We start from the raw sequence: 18,585 nt of genomic DNA on the forward strand, positions 1-18,585 counted from the left end.
CAGCTTGCTGGCGTCTACTGTCATCTCACTAACCTTCCTATTTACACTGTGACCTGCGACTAATTATTGCCTGGTATTGGTTGTGTATCGGTGTTTTTTAAATACTTAAATAGCTCACTGTCGGTTGATAATACCAGTGTCGTATTGTCATTGAGTACCAACTCATATGCTTGTAATGAGCGAATAAACGCATAAAATGCAACCGCTTGTGCATTTTGATTATAAGCGTCGGCATAAATCGCCGCAGCTTTTGCATCAGCTAAACCACGGATCTCTTCTACTGCGCGGTATGCTTCTGACTGAATTTTATTTAAATCTCGCTCACGATTACCTAAAATTCTAGCCGCTTCACCTTTACCTTCTGATAAAAAGCGTTCAGCTATTTGCCGACGTTCGCTGATCATTCGCTCATAAATTTTCGGGCGGACACTCTCATTATAATTAATACGCTTAAAACGAATATCGAGTAACTCAATACCAAACACTTTGACTTTTTCTGCCGCTGCATTAAATATATCTTGCTCCACCAGCAAACGACCAATATGTATTGGTACTAAACTTCCAATATCTTGCGCCTTTTCGGCTTCAGTCAATAGCTTATCGCGAAGAGGCTGGCGGTCTTTAGAGGTACGAATAATTTCAATCAGCTCATGTTTAGCAACTGCATTACGTGTTTCACTGCCAAAAATATCATCGAGCCTTGATTGTGCACTGCGTTCATCACCTAACCGTAAAAAGTATTGTAATGCATCTGTCACTCGCCAACGGGCAAACAAACTGACTGAAATATAAAGCTTATCTTTAGTTGGCATATCAGAAGGAGTGCCTTCCCATTCCAGCACACGTTTATCAATTGAGTTTACTTGTTGAATAAATGGCATTTTAATTTTGATACCCGCATCAGTGATAGGGTTGCCAACAGGACGGCCAAACTGAGTAATAATAACTTGCTCTACTTCGTTAACTGTATACAAAGCGTTATTTAATGCCGCTAAAATAAATGCTAATAAAATACCAAGAAAAAACAATAGATAATGTCTCATGCTCACTGGCCTTTAAGTGGTGTTAGATTAAGCAAAGGCAGTACATCTAGCGCACTGCTATCAATGATGATTTTTTCGCTAACTGTGGGCATTACTTTTTGCATTGTTTCTAAATAAATACGCTTTCGAGTCACCTCAGGCGCTTTTTCAAACTGAGCAAATAAGGCGTTAAAGCGCAGCGCATCACCCTGCGCTTCATTTACACGTTTTAGTCGGTAGCCATCAGCCGCACGGATACGTTGGTCACGCTCACCTTCAGCCAATGGAATAATGCGATTGTAATCACGTCGCGCTTCGTTGATCAGCTTTTCTTTTTCTTGTTGCGCTTGGTTTACTTCATTAAAAGATGCTTGTACGGCTTTTGGTGGATTAATATTTTTTAGCTGCACTTGGTCAATGCTGATCCCCATCACATATTTACTCGCTAATGCTTGCATCTTACGCAGTGCTTCAACTTCAATCTCTTGACGACCAATGGTAATAACTTCATCAACGGTACGATCGCCGACTACTTCTCGCATCACCGATTCTGATACATAGCGCAAGGTACCGGCAGGATCACGCACTTCAAACAAATAATTTTTAGGATTTGCAATACGATATTGGATCACCCACTCAACAAGGGCTGTATTTAAATCGCCAGTCACCATTTGCGTTTCGCCCAATTGATTACGTAACTGCACGTCACGGCGCTTGCCAGTAAAGAATATATTATTATTAATAGTCACATTTTGATTAGGATCGGTTGCGCCGGGAGTAGAAAAGCCAAACTCTTGTTTTAGTTGGCGTTTGATTGGCACAATATGAACTCTATCGATACCAAGAGGCAGTTTAAAGTGTAAACCCGATGGTAAAATAGTGCTAAATTTGCCAAATCTTAATACTACCGCCACCGAATCACTGGGTACAGTAAACAAAGCGGTGTATAAAGCACTAAAGCAAAACAGCACTGCTAAAATAACAAAGCTGGTTTTATACTTGCCGTTGGGAAGCCACAACTGATATTTACCTAGCCGTTTAATTAGACCATTACTTTCATTATTTTTGTCTTCTGTTATTAATGACATAGCGCTCTCAGTAGCCTTAAACAACAAGAATATGAGCCCTCACCAACGAGTGAAGAACCACAAATAGTAGAGAACATCTATTATCTAGCTCCTTGTATATTTATCGAATCTACCTGTCGATAATGCCACTCAATCCTTAATTAAGCTCAAATAATGCTTTGCGAAAACTGGTTAGATAATTAACGACTCTATTATTTTTGCTGGGGTTTTCTGTATGATTTTTTCGTGTTAGGTTCTAAAGCTGCGCGCTTGCTTGCCGCTTCTTTTTTTAGTGTTTCAGCAGACTTTTTATCATCTACTTTTTTATCATGAGTTGGATTTTGCATAGTTGCCTCAGAGTTCTCGCCTCTCACGTTAATGTAAAAGGCCGAGATTTAAAGCCTAGTTTATAAAGCTCTCCAACTCTGTGCGCTACAACACTTAAATACTATATTTGGTTTTATTTTCGCTGGGTGCTCAATGGACGCTGATTTATCACTACTATGCTCGCGACCTGTATGAACGATGGTGTGATAACTGGAGGTTAGAAACCTCAGGCTAGCCGATTATGTTTCGTGAAACCTATGTTAGTTTTATTTTAAATTCTTCTGATGTTTACGAAACTCTTTTACTTTCATATCACCTAACTCCTAAATAGGTGTCTAATTTATAGCTACTGTAAATTTTGAAAAAATTTGTATCAGCCCTTTTTATATCTGACCCATGTTGTTACATCATGAGTATAATTCGCCTCAATAACTTAAAAGTAAGCCTCTGAATAAGTTTATCTTTAGATAACAACGACAACTCAAACCTTAACAAAAACATATAAATAAAGTGCAATCTGCTGTTATACTGTTTTTATTCAGAGAGGGTCTTATTCTAGTATGGTTACAATTAAGCAAGTCGCTGTCCACGCAGGTGTTTCATTTAAAACTGTATCGCGAGTGGTCAATAATGATCCAACAGTCAAAGATATTAACCGCGAGAAGGTTCTTAAAGCGATAAAAGAATTAGGTTATCGTCCTAATCGTGCGGCAAGTTTAACGCGACGTAAAAACTCAAACATTTACGCAATTATTGCTGATGAACTGCTTAGTGTTCCTTATACTTTTGATATTATTCGTGGTGCCCAAGAAATTGCGTGGCAGAAAAATAAAGAACTGTTGATCCTCAATGTTAACGAAACCCAAGCGAGTATAGACAGAGCTATAGAAAGCCTTTTAGAGTATCGCGTAGAGGGCGTTATATATTCAGCAATGTATCATCGCCAAGTTGTGGTAGCTGATGAACTAAAAAAAATACCAACAATTTTAGCTAACTGTTTTCCTGCTTTGAATAATTTCCCTTGTGTAGTCCCTGATGAACAGCAAGCAGGTGAAGATATTACCGATGCATTAATACGCAAAGGCTATCGCCGAATTGCTTTTTTAAACTTAAATGAGCATATAATTGCAGCCAAAGGTCGCAAACAAGGCGTTATAAATTCATTTAAAAAGCACGGCTTACCACTCGATGATTTACTCATTGAATCGGTGATTATTGGTCAAGCCGATGGTACTGAGATTTCTACTTCGAGAGAGTCTGCAGCGAGAGTAATAGACGAGTTTAAACCTGATGCTATTATTTGTGGTCAAGATCCCATGGCGCTAGAAATTTACTTTGTTGTGCATGATAAAGGAATGATCGTTGGTAAGGATATTGGTATAGCAAGTTTTGATGATTGGGGCAGTATTCCACAATTATTACAACCGAATTTAACTACCATGGCATTACCCCATCATGCAATGGGACGTTGGGCAATGGAATACCTCATAGACCAGCGTACTGATATTGTTCATCACAGCCTACCGTTTAAATTGATTGCTCGTGATTCGTTTTAATAACATCTTTTTTTAATGTAAAAAGCGATAATACAATAAACACACAGATAACCAAACCCAAATACTGGTAGGCTAACGCAAAGCCTACATGATCATATACAACACCTACCGCGACGGCTAACATTGACGCCACCAATTGCGTAGTAAATTGAAAGCCAATGATATAGATCATCGCTGAATAGCGCGCATCAAAATGCATATTGATATATTTAAATAACGCAATCAGCATCAGCGGTAATTCAATGGCGTGTAATAATTTCAATAAACTAATGCTGATAGAGTCACTAACAATCCCCGAGCAATATATTCGTATCGCCATCAATACACCACTTAACAGCAACGAATTTTTAATGCCCACATAATTCACCCATTTAACAGCTAAATACAAAATAGCCGCTTCAAGAATAACTTGCGCTGAAGTTAAATAGCCAAAAAACTCTCGACCTTGCTCTGGGGTGTCAAAAAAAGAGGTGTAATAAATAGCAAATTGCTGATCAAATACCGCATAAATACAACTAACACCGATCACAAATACACTTAAACGCCAAAGCCCTGCGATTTTAAAAAATGCTGTAAGCTGTTTTACAGGAGAAAAAGTTCGAGAAGGCGCTATTTCACGCTGATTTTGTGCGACCTTAACAAAGGCTAAAAAACCCATTAAGCAAACCGCCGCAATGCTTGATAACCAATAATTTAAACTAGGAGATAAATTAAAGGATAAACCGGCAAAGTAGCTTGCCATAGCCCAACCCAGTGACCCCCACATTCGAGCTTTACCAAATTCAAAGTTGGTCGAGCGACTTTGTTTATCAATATAACTTTCAAGCGTCCCTACTCCAGCTAAAAATGCACATGAAAAAACGGCACCGCCTAAAATAGCAGCCAGATAAAACTGCGTTTGTAGTAGTGGCGCGTATACAAAACTTACAAACGGGCCAATCAACATGATGAAAAATGCAATGAAGTAAAGCAGTGTTTTTTGTAAACCGAGTTTATCTTGCAAAATGCCGTAACAAGGCATCACGAGTAAAGCCATGATGGAATTAATGCTAAAGATAATCCCGACTTTAGCACTATTGAGGCCGACTTCTTGACTAAGCCAAATAGGAAATAATGAAAATGAAAAAGACCATGCCATAAAATAAACAAACAAAATGACACTTAATAGTCGATAATTGCTACTCATATATCGCATAGCCTTAGAGAATGATTAATGACTCTATAATAATATAGAGTCATTTTGGAAGTTATTTTTCTATTGCTATATTATTTAACTTAACGTCACTAAGCGACAAAGGCTGCTCAGCACTCACTTGTATTTTATTGTAAGGAGAGGTTGGAAAAACAATCGACGTCATAGAGCTAACCCCTTTATTTACAAACACTTCTACCGACGCTTTATCTACCCATATCTCAACATCGTAATACTCAAGGCCTTTTTGTAATGGCGCTGTTTGTAAAGAAGCAAACCCATCTTCAAAGTCTTTTAAACCCGATTGTCTACGGTCAAGTACAAGTTGTCCTTGAGCTGGGTTTAACTGCAGCTTAGTGTATTCACCTTTATCAGAGCTAAGCACAATATCAGTAACTTGCTCAGCGTTTGATAAACTAAAGCTCACCTTAAATTGCCCAGGTTCGACAGTAAAAAGCTCATCTAACTGGTAGCTATTTGTGCCAGTTAGGGTTGCCTTTTGCTGTGTGTTACTCAGTAAACTATCGAGTTCTTTGATAGGTTGAGATGCCAAACGCACGCCTGCTGGCGTTTGTAATAACTTTAATTCTCTGGGAATCGTCATTGCACTGCGCCATACCTCAGTCGGTACTTGGTTTGCGTATTGCCAGTTACTCATCCATCCCATAAATAAGTGTCTACCGTCTTGAGCATCAGAAAAAGTCACGCCAGCATAATTATCTGTTCCGTAGTCTAGCCATATTGACGGTTCATACTTTTCTTTTGCTGCTTTATCAGAAAATACGATATCAGCAACTTTTATATGCCCCCAATCACCTCGTTCATTGTCTACCACTTTAATATAAGCTTGCTGGCCTTTTAATTGACTCACGTTCCAAGAACGCTCGGTCATTGTACCTGTATTGTTTCCGCTTGCGGTTTTAACTATTTCACCATTAACTAACAACTGTATTGCGGTACTGTTATGATGCTTTCCGCCTGCAATTTTAAAGTTAATGAAATCATGATCAATCGCAAATGATTTTGAGGTTAAGGTACCAATTGCCTCATCCGAGCCTTTAAAAGAACTGGCAATGGTATTTGCTGGTTGATCATTTACTATATGAAATGCTTCACCCGATACTTGCCAATTTTTTAAGCCATTTTTGAAGTTAGAAAAATCAAGCCCTTGAGGGAAAACGGCAGGTGTTGTTGTAAGCATTTTTTGATAATCGCTATCCAACACAAATTTTTCACCGTCGAAATCGCCAACAAAATATTGTGTACCAGAGCCGCCATTTGGCGCGCCAGGGTTAATACTCACTAATAAAACATATTTATATTCATCGGTGCCTTCAATACGCACGCGAATAAGATCTGGACACTCCCATACACCTGCGTGACTTCCCCAATCAGCGCCAAAGTTACTTTCAAATTGCCATGTTTTTAAATCTTTTGAGCTGTAAAAGCCGATATGATCATCTTGCGCTAATACCATGACCCATTGCTGAGTATCTTCATGCCAACTTACTTTAGGATCACGGAAATCGCGGATCCCAGGGTTTTTTAATACTGGATTATTAGCGTATTTTATCCATGTATGGCCTTTATCGGTGCTATATGCTATACCTTGCGTTTGAAAATCTATCGCCCCTTGTGCCGCCTTTTTATCATCGTGATAGGTAAATATAGCCACTAATGGTGGGTTTTCTTTACTGCCAAAGCCGCTGCTATTTTGCCAATCAACCACCGCACTGCCAGAGAAGATAGTACCGTGCTCATCAGGAAACAACTTAATTTCTTGATGCTGCCAATTAACCATATCTTTACTAATTGCATGTCCCCAATGCATTGGCCCCCATACCGATGAGTCAGGATTATGCTGGTAAAACAGATGATATTCGCCTTGGTAGTAAACCATACCATTAGGATCGTTCATCCAATGCTTTTCAGGAGTAAAATGAAAAGCAGGTCTAAACGCCTCTTTGCTCGGTTTATCTGCACCCTTAAGGGCTGTTTTTTCAGTTGGGTTTGTCATGCTACATGCTGCCAAAAATGATGAAATTAAAACTAAATTAACGGTTCGCATCTAATGCTCCATGCTTATTATTGGTATCTAATGAAATTGCTTCTAAAGAACGTCCTTTTGTTTCTGGCATAAACCACGCAACAAAAATCAATTGCCCTAACATCATTAAAGTAAAGAAAGTGAATACTTCAGTGGCACTAAAACGTTCTAAGAAAAATGGCATAAGTAAAGTGATTGCTGCGGCAAAAAACCAATGCGTACCGGAGCCTAAAGACTGCCCTTTTGAACGTACTTTGTTCGGGAATATTTCTGCAATGAAGACCCAAATAACGGTACCTTGGCCAATAGCATGAGCGGCAATAAACACAAATACAAACGCTACAACCGTTAAACCACCAGAATCCGTACTAAACGCCCACGCCACAACAGAGAGGGAAATAACGTAGCCAATTGAGCCGATATACATCAGCGAACGTCGGCCAAATTTATCAATCAACGATAACCCAAGCATGGTAAAACATAAGTTAACCACGCCAATTCCAGCGCCTGAAAGTAAGGATTGATTTACATCCAATCCTGCAAGTTCAAATACGCGCGGTGCATAATAAATAATAAAGTTGATGCCAGATAATTGATTAAATGCGGCAAATAAAAATGCAAATAAAGCCGCCTTATTGTAACTACCACCAAATAGCTTTGATTGACTGTTTTGTAACTTGTCGCGTTCAATGTCATTTAATACTTGGTCTGGGTTTTGTTCACCTAAAGTCACTAAGATTGAACGCGCTTTAGCTTTTTCGTTTTTCTTTTGCACTAACCAACGTGGGCTTTCAGGTGCCTTAATGATCATTAATAAATAAGCTAAGGCCGGTATTGCCTCCACGCCTAACATTAAACGCCAGTCAATTGCTGATGTTCCTGCAATTAAAAAATTAGAAACAAACGCAACTAAAATACCAAATACAATTTGAAACTGATAAAGCGCGACCAAACGCCCACGGTACTTAGCAGGTGCAATCTCAGATATATAAGCAGGTACAACAATTGAAGAAATACCCACTCCCACGCCACCAATAAACCGTAGTAAGGCGAAGCTATATGCGTCAGGTGCCATGGCGGAGCCAAGCGCCGAAACTAAAAACAACACACCGACTAAAATCAATGTGGGTTTTCTACCCCACTTATCGCATGGGTAATTACCAGTTAAGGCACCAAGTAGTGTTCCCCATAAAGCTGAAGACATAATAAATAAGCCATGAAATAACGAGCTCGTATTCCATAATGCTTGAATAGGTTTATCCGCACCGGATATAACAGCAGTATCAAAGCCGAATAAAAAACCAGCAACTGCAACAGTGACTGACCAGTAAATAATTTTTTTCATAATCACTCTTAAAACTTAAAGCTTAAAAGGTGGGCCGAAACCCACCACTATTAATAACCTGGGTTTTGTGTGTACGACCCACCACTTAAAATAATTTGCTGGTTTGGAATAGGTAAATACTCATGCTTACCTTTAGTGAAAATAGCATCGACTAAATAAGGTTTACGTACAGCTTCAATTGCCAAGTAACTATCAATCGTTTCTTTTGCTATTCCCCAACGCACTAAGTCAAAAAACCGATGTCCTTCAAGCCCTAACTCTAAACGTCGCTCAAAGCGCAGTGCTACTCTTGCTTGTTCTTTAGAACCAAAACTTGTATATAAGCCAATGTTATAAATACTCGCGTTATGCAATTTATCGGTGCTTTGTTTAGCGCGTTCACGAATACGGTTAATGATTGGCAATGCTTCGTCATATCTGTCTAACTCAATTAATGCTTCTGCTTTCCAAAGCAATACTTCAGCGTAACGAATGAGTGGTGTATTTAATGAAAAGATAGGAAAAGGGCCATTCTCACCACGACAACTACAGTCAGGGTGTTCAAGATCTTTCATTGCCGTAAAGTTGCCATATATACCAGGGGCACGTGCCCAGCTATCACCGCCATGAATTAAGTTTTCGTCATACTTAAATGGTTTACCTTCCATTGCCACAGTGTGATCTAGGCGAGGGTCAACTGAGTCAGTCGTCATGTCATAATTAAAGTCGTTAAAAGAGCCAAATAACGGCAAGCCTTGTTGGTCTGTTTTAAACGCATTAACAAAATTTTCTGTTGGTACATGAAAACCACAACAGCCAAAACCACCAGCCATTGGCGCATTTAATGCACTAGGCCAGCTACCACGTCCATCTGGAGAGCCGTCATTTAGAGAGCGCTGAATAGCAAAAACTGACTCTTTACCATTCTCACTTTCAAACAAGAAGTTATTCGCGTAATCATCAAATAAGCCATAGACGCCGGCCTCTTCAATTTCATCAACTAGGGCCACTACTTTTACAAGTTTATCTTTATTAATATTGATAACTTCATGTAGCTCATTCTGCTCATACGCTTGGTAGAGCAATGTTTTAGCTAGATATGCCTTAGCTGATAACGCTGAAGCGCGCCCTACATCTTCTTGGGTTTGTGGTAAATTGTTTGCAGCAAACTCAAAATCTGCGGCAATTTTATCCCATAGCTCCTGATCGCTCAGCTCACGATTAGTAGCGCTAAGAATTTGATCTTGAGTCATTGTTTCATCAATCCACGGGATATGCTTATGATGTATTTTTAAATCAAAGTAGAAAATACTGCGAATGAACCGCAGTTCGGATTGTTTTGCAGCACTGTTTTCAATAGCATCTGGCGCATTTGCGATTACCGCTAATGCTGAGTTTGCTCTTGAAATACCGGTGTAATTACGTACCCATTTCTTATTGTTCAAATCAATCAAATCTGGCGGGAAAGACTCCATATCAGGCACTATTGGTTGATATAGAGACAAAGCATGATAAGCAAAGATATCACCAGGTCCATTACCGCCTTTGTGAGCGTCTCCGGCACGTAAGTTTCCTGTCGGCCATAAAAAGTTAGGGGCAGTATAATGATCATTGCCTAGATATGAGTAGGCAGCAATGACCAAAGCATCTATATTTTCACTGTTAGAAACTTGCTCTTCGGTTAATACCCCAGAAGGTGCAACATCAAGATCAGAACCACCACACGATGCTAAAGAAAGCGCGAGTGTAGCTGCTGTAAATAGAGTTTTAATTTTATTCATAATATGTGCTCGTATCGTTGTCGTTTTAATAAATCAAAAAGAAAGGTTCACGCCTAACGTGATACGTTTTGGAATTGGGAAGTTGCCGTTTGGAGTTTCTGGATCTTGGCTTAGCGTCCCCGATGGCGTAATGGTCAATAAGTTACTGCCCTGCAAATAAATTCGTGCAGAACTAATACCGTATTGATTTAACCACTGTTCATCAGGTGTATAACCGATAGATAAGTTGCGAAGCTTGAGGTAGCTACCATCTTCCCAAAACAAACTTGATTGACGGCCTTCACCATTGTTATCGATTAAAGTTAATGCCGGTACATTACTGTCAGTATTATTAACTGACCATGCATCAAGAACGCGATCACCGTAGTTAGAACCTATATTTAATGATGTAAAGTCAGTAAACCCACGCCAGCTATTACGTATCTCACCTCCCTGAACACCTTGCCAGAACATATTGAAATCCCAATTTTTGTATTTGAAATTCATGTTCAATCCATACATAAAGTCAGGATCAGTATCGGTGAAAAAGCTTTGATCGTTTTCATCAATCACGCCATTACCGTCTAAATCTTTCCAGCGAACTCGACCTAAACCGGCCCCAGATTGCGCTGCGTGAGCATCTATTTCATCTTGATTTTGGAATAACCCATCAGCGACATAACCATAAACAGAGTTAATAGAATGACCAACAATCGTTTTATCAACACCATTGCCACCAAATGAATTCACAACGTCTCCAGGTAACGAAACAACCTTATTTTTAGCCGAAGAAATGTTAAAGCTAATATCGACATCGATATCACCATCTAAGCTATCAAAAGTAAGATAGTCGGCGTATCCAATAAGAAACTCAAAACCAGAGTTTTCAATTGTGCCACCATTAACCCATTGCTGAGCACCTTCGCCCAATGTTGCAAGCGGATTGGTTAACGTTAAAATATCTTCTGTGGTTTTTTCAAACCAATCGATACTGCCGTATATGGTTTCGTAACGCATACCAAAATCAAGACCAATGTTTGTTTGCGTTGATGTTTCCCACTTTAGGTCATCATTCCCTGTTTGTGCTTTTACAAACCCAGATGGAAGCGTGCCGCCATTAGCACCGCCTATATCATAAGCGGTCCCTTCATCTTGCCGATCAGTGAATAATGACTGTGTTGCATAACGACTTAAATACGTTGTGTATGTTGCATCGGTAGGTATCTCTTGATTACCCGTTTTGCCCCAACTAGCACGAAGCTTTAAGGTAGATAAAAATTCAATATCATAGAATGATTCATTGCTGATCACCCAACCTGCAGAGATAGCTGGGAAATTTCCATAACTATTATTACTACCAAAACGAGATGAGCCATCACGACGTATTGTTAAGCCTGCTAAATAGCGGTCATCAAAGTTATAGTCCATACGCGCAAAATAAGAATTAAGAGACCATTTATCACCATCCCCTTCTACACGAACATCACCTGTTGCTTGTGATAAATGTGCGTAATCACGATCATCAGACGCAAAACCTGAACCAAAACCAACAGACCCTTCATACTCATAATCTATTTGTTCTGTACCGAGCAAAAACGTAAAATGATTTTCGTTTAAATCAAGCTTATATTCGGCGGTATTAGTCCAGCTAAAACTACTATTCCAATTTTCTGTCACTGATAGCTGATCACCATAATTTAGTGAGCCTGCTTGAAAAGCACGGGTATAGTTTCTGAAGTAATATTGCCCGTAGTCTAAACCGATAGAGCTTTTTAACGTTAAGTCCTCTATTGCTTCATATTCAACAAAAATATTTCCCATTAATTTATTGAACCTACTAACATTATCACGGTTCATTTCGATAATTCTGACAGGGTTATCTCGGTCAGTTACGCCAGGAACCGGTCCTCCCCAGCCACCTACCTCGTTGTACACAGGAACGATAGATTGTTGCTCTATAGCCAAACCCAATATTTCACCAGCTCTAGCATTGATTAGGTTTGACTCTTGATTGGTTACAGTGAAATTTTCACCTATTTTTAATTTATCTGTTAGTTGGTAATCAGAATTGACCCTAAAACTAATGCGTTCAAATTCAGAACCATCAACAACACCTTCTGAATTAAAGTAACCTAATGAACTATAAATAGAGGCGTTCTCAGAACCACCTGAAACTGAAAAGTTAAGATCAGTGACCTTAGCTGTACGAGTGACCTCATCAAACCAGTTAGTGTCAGCAGGACGCTGAACTTGTTGAGGATCGGTATACGTGGGCAATATTACTGAGTTTAGCTGTGGGTTATTGTAGTCACCATTCCAATCATAGCTATATAATGGGCTCGCTGCACTTGGATCTGAACCATCGTTAACAGCAGCCTGCCATACAACCTGCCCACGTTGTTTGGTATTTAGCGGATTTAGGTCATAGCTATAGGCATCTTGAGATTGATTAACTGAAAAATTGAAATCCAGCCCTTCATTCCCTTTTTTGGTTGTGATAATAATGACTCCATTACCAGAGCGAGCACCAAAAATACTTGCAGCTGCCGCATCTCTTAGCACCTGTATATCAGCAATATCATGGCTATTAAGTTCATGCATTCCAGATTTAGTTGGTACGCCATCAATAACATATAATGGATCGTTATTTCCAAGTGGCCCTAAGCCTTGACCACGTATTCGTACCGTCGCAGTAGAGTCAGGTGAACCATTCGTTGTAATTTGTAGACCTGGCACCCTCCCTTGCAAGTTTTGCATTATATTGCCTGAAGGCTGGTCTACTAAATCTTCAAGGTCAACCGTACTCACTGCGCCTGTTAAATCTTGTTTTTTAACACTTCCATAACCATATGAAACTTCAATAACTTCAATACCAATCTTGGCCGACTCTTCTTCTTGCAGTTGTTCAGCGGCGAAGCTGTTGGATGGCAGCCAACAGCCTAACAATAATGTACTAACACTCGCAGCAAGCTGGTTTTTCCTAAATCTGAGCATTGTGTGTGTCCTCATTTTAATTTTATTTTTTAATGTTGATTTCATCAGTCAAATTAACAACGTTGTCTTTTTAGTGCAAAAAAAATATCTTTTTACATTTTGTTGTTTAGCTTGGCAGGCCCAATAAAAATAAACAACGTTGTCTTTTTAACATTAAAAAAACATCTATTCAATATAAATAACAAAATATTTTGTTAAAAATATGTATAACTTGAAATACAACACTATACGCTAACATGGTTCAATAAATTCTAGGATTTGCTGATACGTTATATCTGGTGTTGCCCCTGACTGCTGAGCAACCATAGCTCCGGCAGCACAAGCAAAATCAATTGCCTGTTGCGGATCGTTTTGAATGCACAGTTGATAAATTAAAGCCCCCAAAAACGAATCCCCTGCACCAACAGTATCCACAACATCGATCAGGTAGCCTGAGTTATAGTAGTTTTTACCTTTAATCGATAATAAAGCACCATGGTTTCCTTTCGTCACGCACAAAAACTCTGTGTTGGTTTGCTTTGCTATAAATGCTAAGTTTTGCTCTAATGAATGGTATTTACACCCCATTCCTTTTGCTATTTCATATAGCTCTTCATCATTGAGCTTGATAAAGTCAGCTTTATTCATCAACTTAATTAAGCTTTCTAACTGATAGTGAGGTGCACGTAAATTTACATCAAACACTTTAAATTTTGCCAAATCTAAAAGTTGATCTAATGAACTCATAGAGCTTTCTGTTCGAGCAATTAAACTACCAAATACAAACACATCTGCACTTTGCACCTTATCTATAACTCGTTGCGATAAACTTATATTGTCCCATGCAGTATCAAGCACAATCTGATAATTGGCCGATCCGCTCTGATCAAGCTTCACTTCAACCACACTCGTTGGCTTAGACTCATGAACATAAATAAACTCTTTAGAGAGCCCTTTTTGCTCAATCTCAGATAGTAGTGCTTCACCTAATTTGTCATTACCAACAGCACTTATCATATGTGCCTTCAGGCCTAGTGAATTAAAACGAAAGCACATGTTTAAAGGAGCACCACCTAAACGCATACCGGACTCAAAGCAATCCCACAGTACCTCTCCAAAACATGTTAAATTAATTTCTTCAGCCTTTTTGCTGCTTATTACAATACTCACCGAGTTACTCCCTTTATTATTTAGACCATTTCCAAATAAATTTTCACACTATAAATTCGTAACAATATCCTCTAGATAAATCAGGGAGAAATGGCCACGAATAGTAAAAGTTGTATTTAAATACACAATTACAGCCATTGTGTAAAATACATGTTGCAAAAAATAAAGATAACATCTACCTTAAAAAAAGACAACGTTGTTTATTTTAAAAGTATTACTCTGTAACAATAAGAAAAGTTAAGGAAATAAAGTTTTTAACCAATATATTCAATAACTTAAACACACACAAACACAACAATAATAGTTGTGGAGGAATAAGCATGAAAACAAAGCAAGACATAGCACTTTGCTGGAAAAAAACGGGGCTCGCGTTACTTATATCTTTAACGACAGCCTGCTCTGGTGATCACAAAAACCAACAAGAAGATGATTACAAACTGATCATTCTAGAAGAAGGACAAACCGCTGCTGACGTTATTAATAAAGATGAAAGCGACAGTGATGATGAACCAAATACAGATGACATTCCAATAACTTCCAACCCTGAAAGCGAAGGTCAACCATTATTTTACAACCCTGAAAATACAGAGCAAGTACTATCTGGCTTTGAGTTTTGTTGTGGTGGTAATAACACCTTTCAAGCTCATGGGTTTGATAAATTAACAGGTGATTTTTCTAAATTTGATGGTGGTTTTTGGGCTGCAGATATTTCAGGTCATTTAGGTGAGCGCGTATTTTCGAGCTTTGCGGATGGCTTTGATTTAGAAGGTGAAGCACTTGGGCAACTAGGCTTTTCCGCTACAGGTTCGATGATAAGTCCTAAATTTACAATACAATCAAACTATATCAATTTTTTAATTGGTGGTGGCAATAATGGCATAACAGACGCAAATACAACCGCAATTGCACTTGTTGTTGATAATAAGATAGTTCGTCAAGCAAGTGGAAGCAATACTGCAATGCAAGTTGATTGGCAAACATGGGATGTCAGCGAGTTTAGCTCTCAAGAAGGGCAAATTAAATTTATTGACCATCATGCTGATGATAATTCAGATACTGACTTACCATATTTATTAGTCGACGAAATTCGCCAAGCCGACAGTGCAGCCAAAGTTCCTAGTCAAAATAGTAAGTTGATAAAGAAAATAAAAAAAACCACCGCACCTGCTAGTACTGGCCAAGCCGCATTCACTCGTGTATCAAATGCTGAGCAAAATATTGCGGGTTTTGAATTTTGTTGCGGTAAGTTTAATACCTACGCAAACCATGACTTTAGAGCAACTGGCGATATGGCCAAATTAGATGGTGGTTGGTGGGCTGCAGACATCACAAACCATGTTGGTGAGAGAGTTTTTTCTAGCCGCGCCGATGGTTTTTTAGCAGATGGGAGCCAATTAGGCTGGATTGGTAACGAAGCTACCGGCACACTTTCTTCGCCCCCATTCACGATTACACATGACTATGTAAACTTTCTAATTGGTGGTGGTACAAACCCATTTGATACTGAAAAAGCGACAGCAATTGTCCTGCGAATAAATGGCAAAATTGTCAGGCATGCCACAGGTAACGGGCAATCAGATAAGCTCGATTGGTTTACTTGGGATGTTAATAGCTTAATCGGTGAAACAGCTGTTATTGAAATCATTGATCAGGATGACACTGCAGACGAAACTGCACTTGCATTTATTATGGCTGATGAATTTAAATTATCAGAGTATGCAGCCGTTGACCCGTCGAGTGAAAGTATTGTCACCCAACTGGATCAACACACGATACCTTTACCATTAACGATGGCAGACCCTAACCCTGTATTTTTAAACGGTGAGTTTTATATTTATTATTTAATTGATACCGCATTTCATGATTGGTATCTAACCCGAACCACAGATCTAATTAATGGTACATTCCCACAACGTGTTCTAGAAGCGACGGGAGATGCACAAACACAAGACCAATGGACCGGATCTGGTAGTGTTATTAAAGATAAAGACAATGTAGCTCATTTATTTTACTCAGGACACAATCTCGATTTTTCTCCTGTCGAAGCAGTTATGCATGCAAAAGCAACAGATAACACGCTGACTAAATGGGAAAAACAAGTTAATAGCACATTCAGTGGTACAGGATCATATAGCGACTTTGACTTTCGTGATCCTGACGTTTTTTATAACAAACAAAGCAACAACTATTGGATGTTATTAACTAGTCGATATAACGCAGATGCAGCTATTGCTCTTTATACTTCGAGCGATCTCAAAACTTGGGAAGCGCAAGAGCCGATTTATACTGCAAACAAACCACTTAACTTTGAGGTTCCTGATTGGGTGAGCTTCAATAACGGACAAGCAATAATTTACTCTGATCAAAATAATAATGAGCGCGATGTAAAATATTTAGTAAAGAATGAAGACACATGGGTACCTGGTCGATACCCTTCACTAGATGGAGAATTTTACTACGCAGGAAGAACTGCAAGCTCCCCTACTCAAACCCTGATGTTTGGTTGGGTCGCCCATAAAAATACCCGCTCAAATATAGGCAGTGCTGATTTTGGTGGTGACTTAGCAATTCATCAAGTATCAATGACAGAATCGGGAGAACTAGCGGTATCAATTCCTGAGCAATACTTAAGCGCATTAGCAACACCAATAGATGAAAATGCACAAACCCAATCAGCACAAACCAATAATGATAATTCACTATTAGTCTCACCAGGTGATCAAGTATTACTAGGTAGTAACAATAAAATCAACCGTCTTCACTTTAGTATTTCGAGTGAAGATACCGACAACCGATTTGGTCTGATATTTCCCGCTTATGAAGAGACTACGCAAACGGCTAGTATAGAAATAAACACAGCCACAGAAACAGCTACTTTTTACTTCGGCGATTCACTTACTCAATCAAACTCTAACATCACCCTCACACCTGAACTAGAAGGCAAACCTCTATTCAATCGAGAGGAAGACCTGACTCAGCATATAGCTGGTTTTGAATTTTGCTGCGGCGGTTATAACACCCTCCAAGCCCACGGTTTTAATAATCTAACTGGAGACTTCTCTAAACTAGATGGAGGTTGGTGGGGGGCCGATGTAAACAACAACGTTGGCGAACGAGTTTTTTCCAGCTTTGCAGATGGCTATGATGAAGATGGAACTGCATTAGGGTGGATAGGTTACTCAGCAACAGGAAAAATGGATAGCCCGTCATTTGTAATCTCACAGCAATATATTAATTTCAAGATAGGTGGGGGTTCAAATCAGTTTGACCACCCTAAAGCAACTGCAGTTGTGCTTATAGTGGACGGTAAAGTTGTACGTAGCCAATCTGGTAAAAATACACAACCCGATGAGAATAATAAACTAACAATGCAATGGGCAACCTGGGATGTTGAAGAATTCATAGGGAAAACAGCCTTTATACAGTTTATTGATCTTCATAATGACGATGGCTCAGACAACAGCTTAGCTTACCTTCTAGCTGATGAATTCAGGGCAGCAGCATTACCTGCGGTACTGGGTGAGCAATCTGCACCTACTTCAGAAAGTCGAATCGACTCACAAGTTACTGTTCCTATCAATTTACAACAAGGGGTAACCGTGGATCTTCTTTTACAACCAGAAAGTGGCTTTGGTACCGCATATATCAATGATTTTAGAGCGCTAACCTTTAGGCTTTATGACTTAGATAAACGCCAAGTAGGCATCTATAGTAAACAAGGTACACTCAACGTAAGTGAAATGTCACGCTTCTCTGAGGCAGTAAACCCTTAATAAACTACCTCAGAGGTTTGCAACTAGAGCCTCTGAGGTTTAATTCCTATATTGTAATGCCATGAAAAATTTTGCTTTGCTGATTTGCGGCCCATATCAGTAAGGCACTAACCATGTAACGATCGACTAGTTTTGGCCAACATTGAAATACATTGACACCCACCATAATTATTTTTTGAAAACAATAAACACATTTTGTATGGGAGATGAACCGCCCATTGCACTTCCTACTAATAAAAAGTGCATGTTAGATGCTGTGGTGCTCCCCCTGTGTCAGGATAATTGTGCATTCACTTTCGTTTGTCCGCGCAAGGTCAACTGCTCATGCTTTTACCAATAATGAAACCAGCGCCTTGAATAGTGCCATGATGAGG

At 39.2% G+C, this 18,585-nt stretch carries 11 protein-coding genes; 2 read left to right on the forward strand and 9 right to left on the reverse strand.

From position 1 onward, the window contains the following. Window positions 1-59 precede the first annotated feature (59 nt). The 3 genes from hflC to H5163_RS21295 all read right to left on the reverse strand — a co-directional run bounded on the left by hflC (window position 60) and on the right by H5163_RS21295 (window position 2,436). Window positions 60-1,043 carry a protease modulator HflC gene (gene hflC, locus H5163_RS08990; RefSeq protein WP_182732214.1) on the reverse strand — a complete coding sequence of 328 codons (984 nt, stop codon included), beginning with the start codon at window positions 1,041-1,043 and terminating at the stop codon, window positions 60-62. A gap of 2 nt (window positions 1,044-1,045) precedes the next feature. Further along, a complete protein-coding gene (hflK, locus tag H5163_RS08995) occupies window positions 1,046-2,110 on the reverse strand; it encodes an FtsH protease activity modulator HflK (RefSeq protein ID WP_182732215.1) in 1,065 nt (354 codons plus the stop codon). Between the two features lie 191 nt (window positions 2,111-2,301). Then, window positions 2,302-2,436, reverse strand: coding sequence for a hypothetical protein (locus H5163_RS21295; protein WP_259399797.1), 135 nt, complete (start codon window positions 2,434-2,436; stop codon window positions 2,302-2,304). Window positions 2,437-2,976: 540 nt separating this feature from the next. On the opposite strand from H5163_RS21295, the gene H5163_RS09000 reads away from it, so the two are divergent. Beyond that, entirely contained in the window at window positions 2,977-3,972 is a 996-nt protein-coding gene (locus H5163_RS09000; protein ID WP_182734953.1) for a LacI family DNA-binding transcriptional regulator, read from the forward strand. Here H5163_RS09000 and H5163_RS09005 read toward each other — a convergent pair. The 6 genes from H5163_RS09005 to H5163_RS09030 all read right to left on the reverse strand — a co-directional run bounded on the left by H5163_RS09005 (window position 3,944) and on the right by H5163_RS09030 (window position 14,438). Further along, window positions 3,944-5,158 carry an oligosaccharide MFS transporter gene (locus H5163_RS09005; RefSeq protein ID WP_145242828.1) on the reverse strand — a complete coding sequence of 405 codons (1,215 nt, stop codon included), beginning with the start codon at window positions 5,156-5,158 and terminating at the stop codon, window positions 3,944-3,946. The genes H5163_RS09000 and H5163_RS09005 overlap by 29 nt on opposite strands. Window positions 5,159-5,219: 61 nt before the next feature. Further along, complete coding sequence (locus H5163_RS09010) at window positions 5,220-7,232, reverse strand: glycoside hydrolase family 32 protein (protein ID WP_182734954.1); 2,013 nt, start codon at window positions 7,230-7,232, stop codon at window positions 5,220-5,222. Continuing rightward, a complete protein-coding gene (locus tag H5163_RS09015) occupies window positions 7,219-8,556 on the reverse strand; it encodes a sugar porter family MFS transporter (RefSeq protein ID WP_145242824.1) in 1,338 nt (445 codons plus the stop codon). Before H5163_RS09015 ends, H5163_RS09010 begins: the two co-directional genes overlap by 14 nt. A 50-nt stretch (window positions 8,557-8,606) precedes the next feature. After that, window positions 8,607-10,316, reverse strand: a complete 1,710-nt coding sequence (locus H5163_RS09020) for a RagB/SusD family nutrient uptake outer membrane protein (RefSeq protein WP_182734955.1) — start codon at window positions 10,314-10,316, stop codon at window positions 8,607-8,609. 33 nt (window positions 10,317-10,349) lie between these two features. After that, entirely contained in the window at window positions 10,350-13,289 is a 2,940-nt protein-coding gene (locus H5163_RS09025; protein ID WP_182734956.1) for a SusC/RagA family TonB-linked outer membrane protein, read from the reverse strand. 231 nt (window positions 13,290-13,520) lie between these two features. Beyond that, entirely contained in the window at window positions 13,521-14,438 is a 918-nt protein-coding gene (locus H5163_RS09030; RefSeq protein WP_182734957.1) for a carbohydrate kinase, read from the reverse strand. A gap of 320 nt (window positions 14,439-14,758) precedes the next feature. On the opposite strand from H5163_RS09030, the gene H5163_RS09035 reads away from it, so the two are divergent. Next, window positions 14,759-18,211, forward strand: coding sequence for a hypothetical protein (locus H5163_RS09035; RefSeq protein ID WP_182734958.1), 3,453 nt, complete (start codon window positions 14,759-14,761; stop codon window positions 18,209-18,211). Window positions 18,212-18,585 lie beyond the last annotated feature (374 nt).

Origin of the sequence: Pseudoalteromonas sp. SG44-8, from assembly GCF_014164125.1 — a bacterium.
Taxonomy (GTDB): Bacteria; Pseudomonadota; Gammaproteobacteria; order Enterobacterales; family Alteromonadaceae; genus Pseudoalteromonas; species Pseudoalteromonas rhizosphaerae.

Coding starts and splice junctions, on each gene's coding strand:
- H5163_RS09025 (WP_182734956.1), bottom strand. CDS start 13,289: ATGCTCAGATTTAGGAAAAACCAGCTTGCTGCGAGTGTTAGTACATTA.
- hflK (WP_182732215.1), bottom strand. CDS start 2,110: ATGTCATTAATAACAGAAGACAAAAATAATGAAAGTAATGGTCTAATT.
- H5163_RS09020 (WP_182734955.1), bottom strand. CDS start 10,316: ATGAATAAAATTAAAACTCTATTTACAGCAGCTACACTCGCGCTTTCT.
- H5163_RS09010 (WP_182734954.1), bottom strand. CDS start 7,232: ATGCGAACCGTTAATTTAGTTTTAATTTCATCATTTTTGGCAGCATGT.
- H5163_RS09000 (WP_182734953.1), top strand. CDS start 2,977: ATGGTTACAATTAAGCAAGTCGCTGTCCACGCAGGTGTTTCATTTAAA.
- hflC (WP_182732214.1), bottom strand. CDS start 1,043: ATGAGACATTATCTATTGTTTTTTCTTGGTATTTTATTAGCATTTATT.
- H5163_RS09005 (WP_145242828.1), bottom strand. CDS start 5,158: ATGAGTAGCAATTATCGACTATTAAGTGTCATTTTGTTTGTTTATTTT.
- H5163_RS21295 (WP_259399797.1), bottom strand. CDS start 2,436: ATGCAAAATCCAACTCATGATAAAAAAGTAGATGATAAAAAGTCTGCT.
- H5163_RS09015 (WP_145242824.1), bottom strand. CDS start 8,556: ATGAAAAAAATTATTTACTGGTCAGTCACTGTTGCAGTTGCTGGTTTT.
- H5163_RS09035 (WP_182734958.1), top strand. CDS start 14,759: ATGAAAACAAAGCAAGACATAGCACTTTGCTGGAAAAAAACGGGGCTC.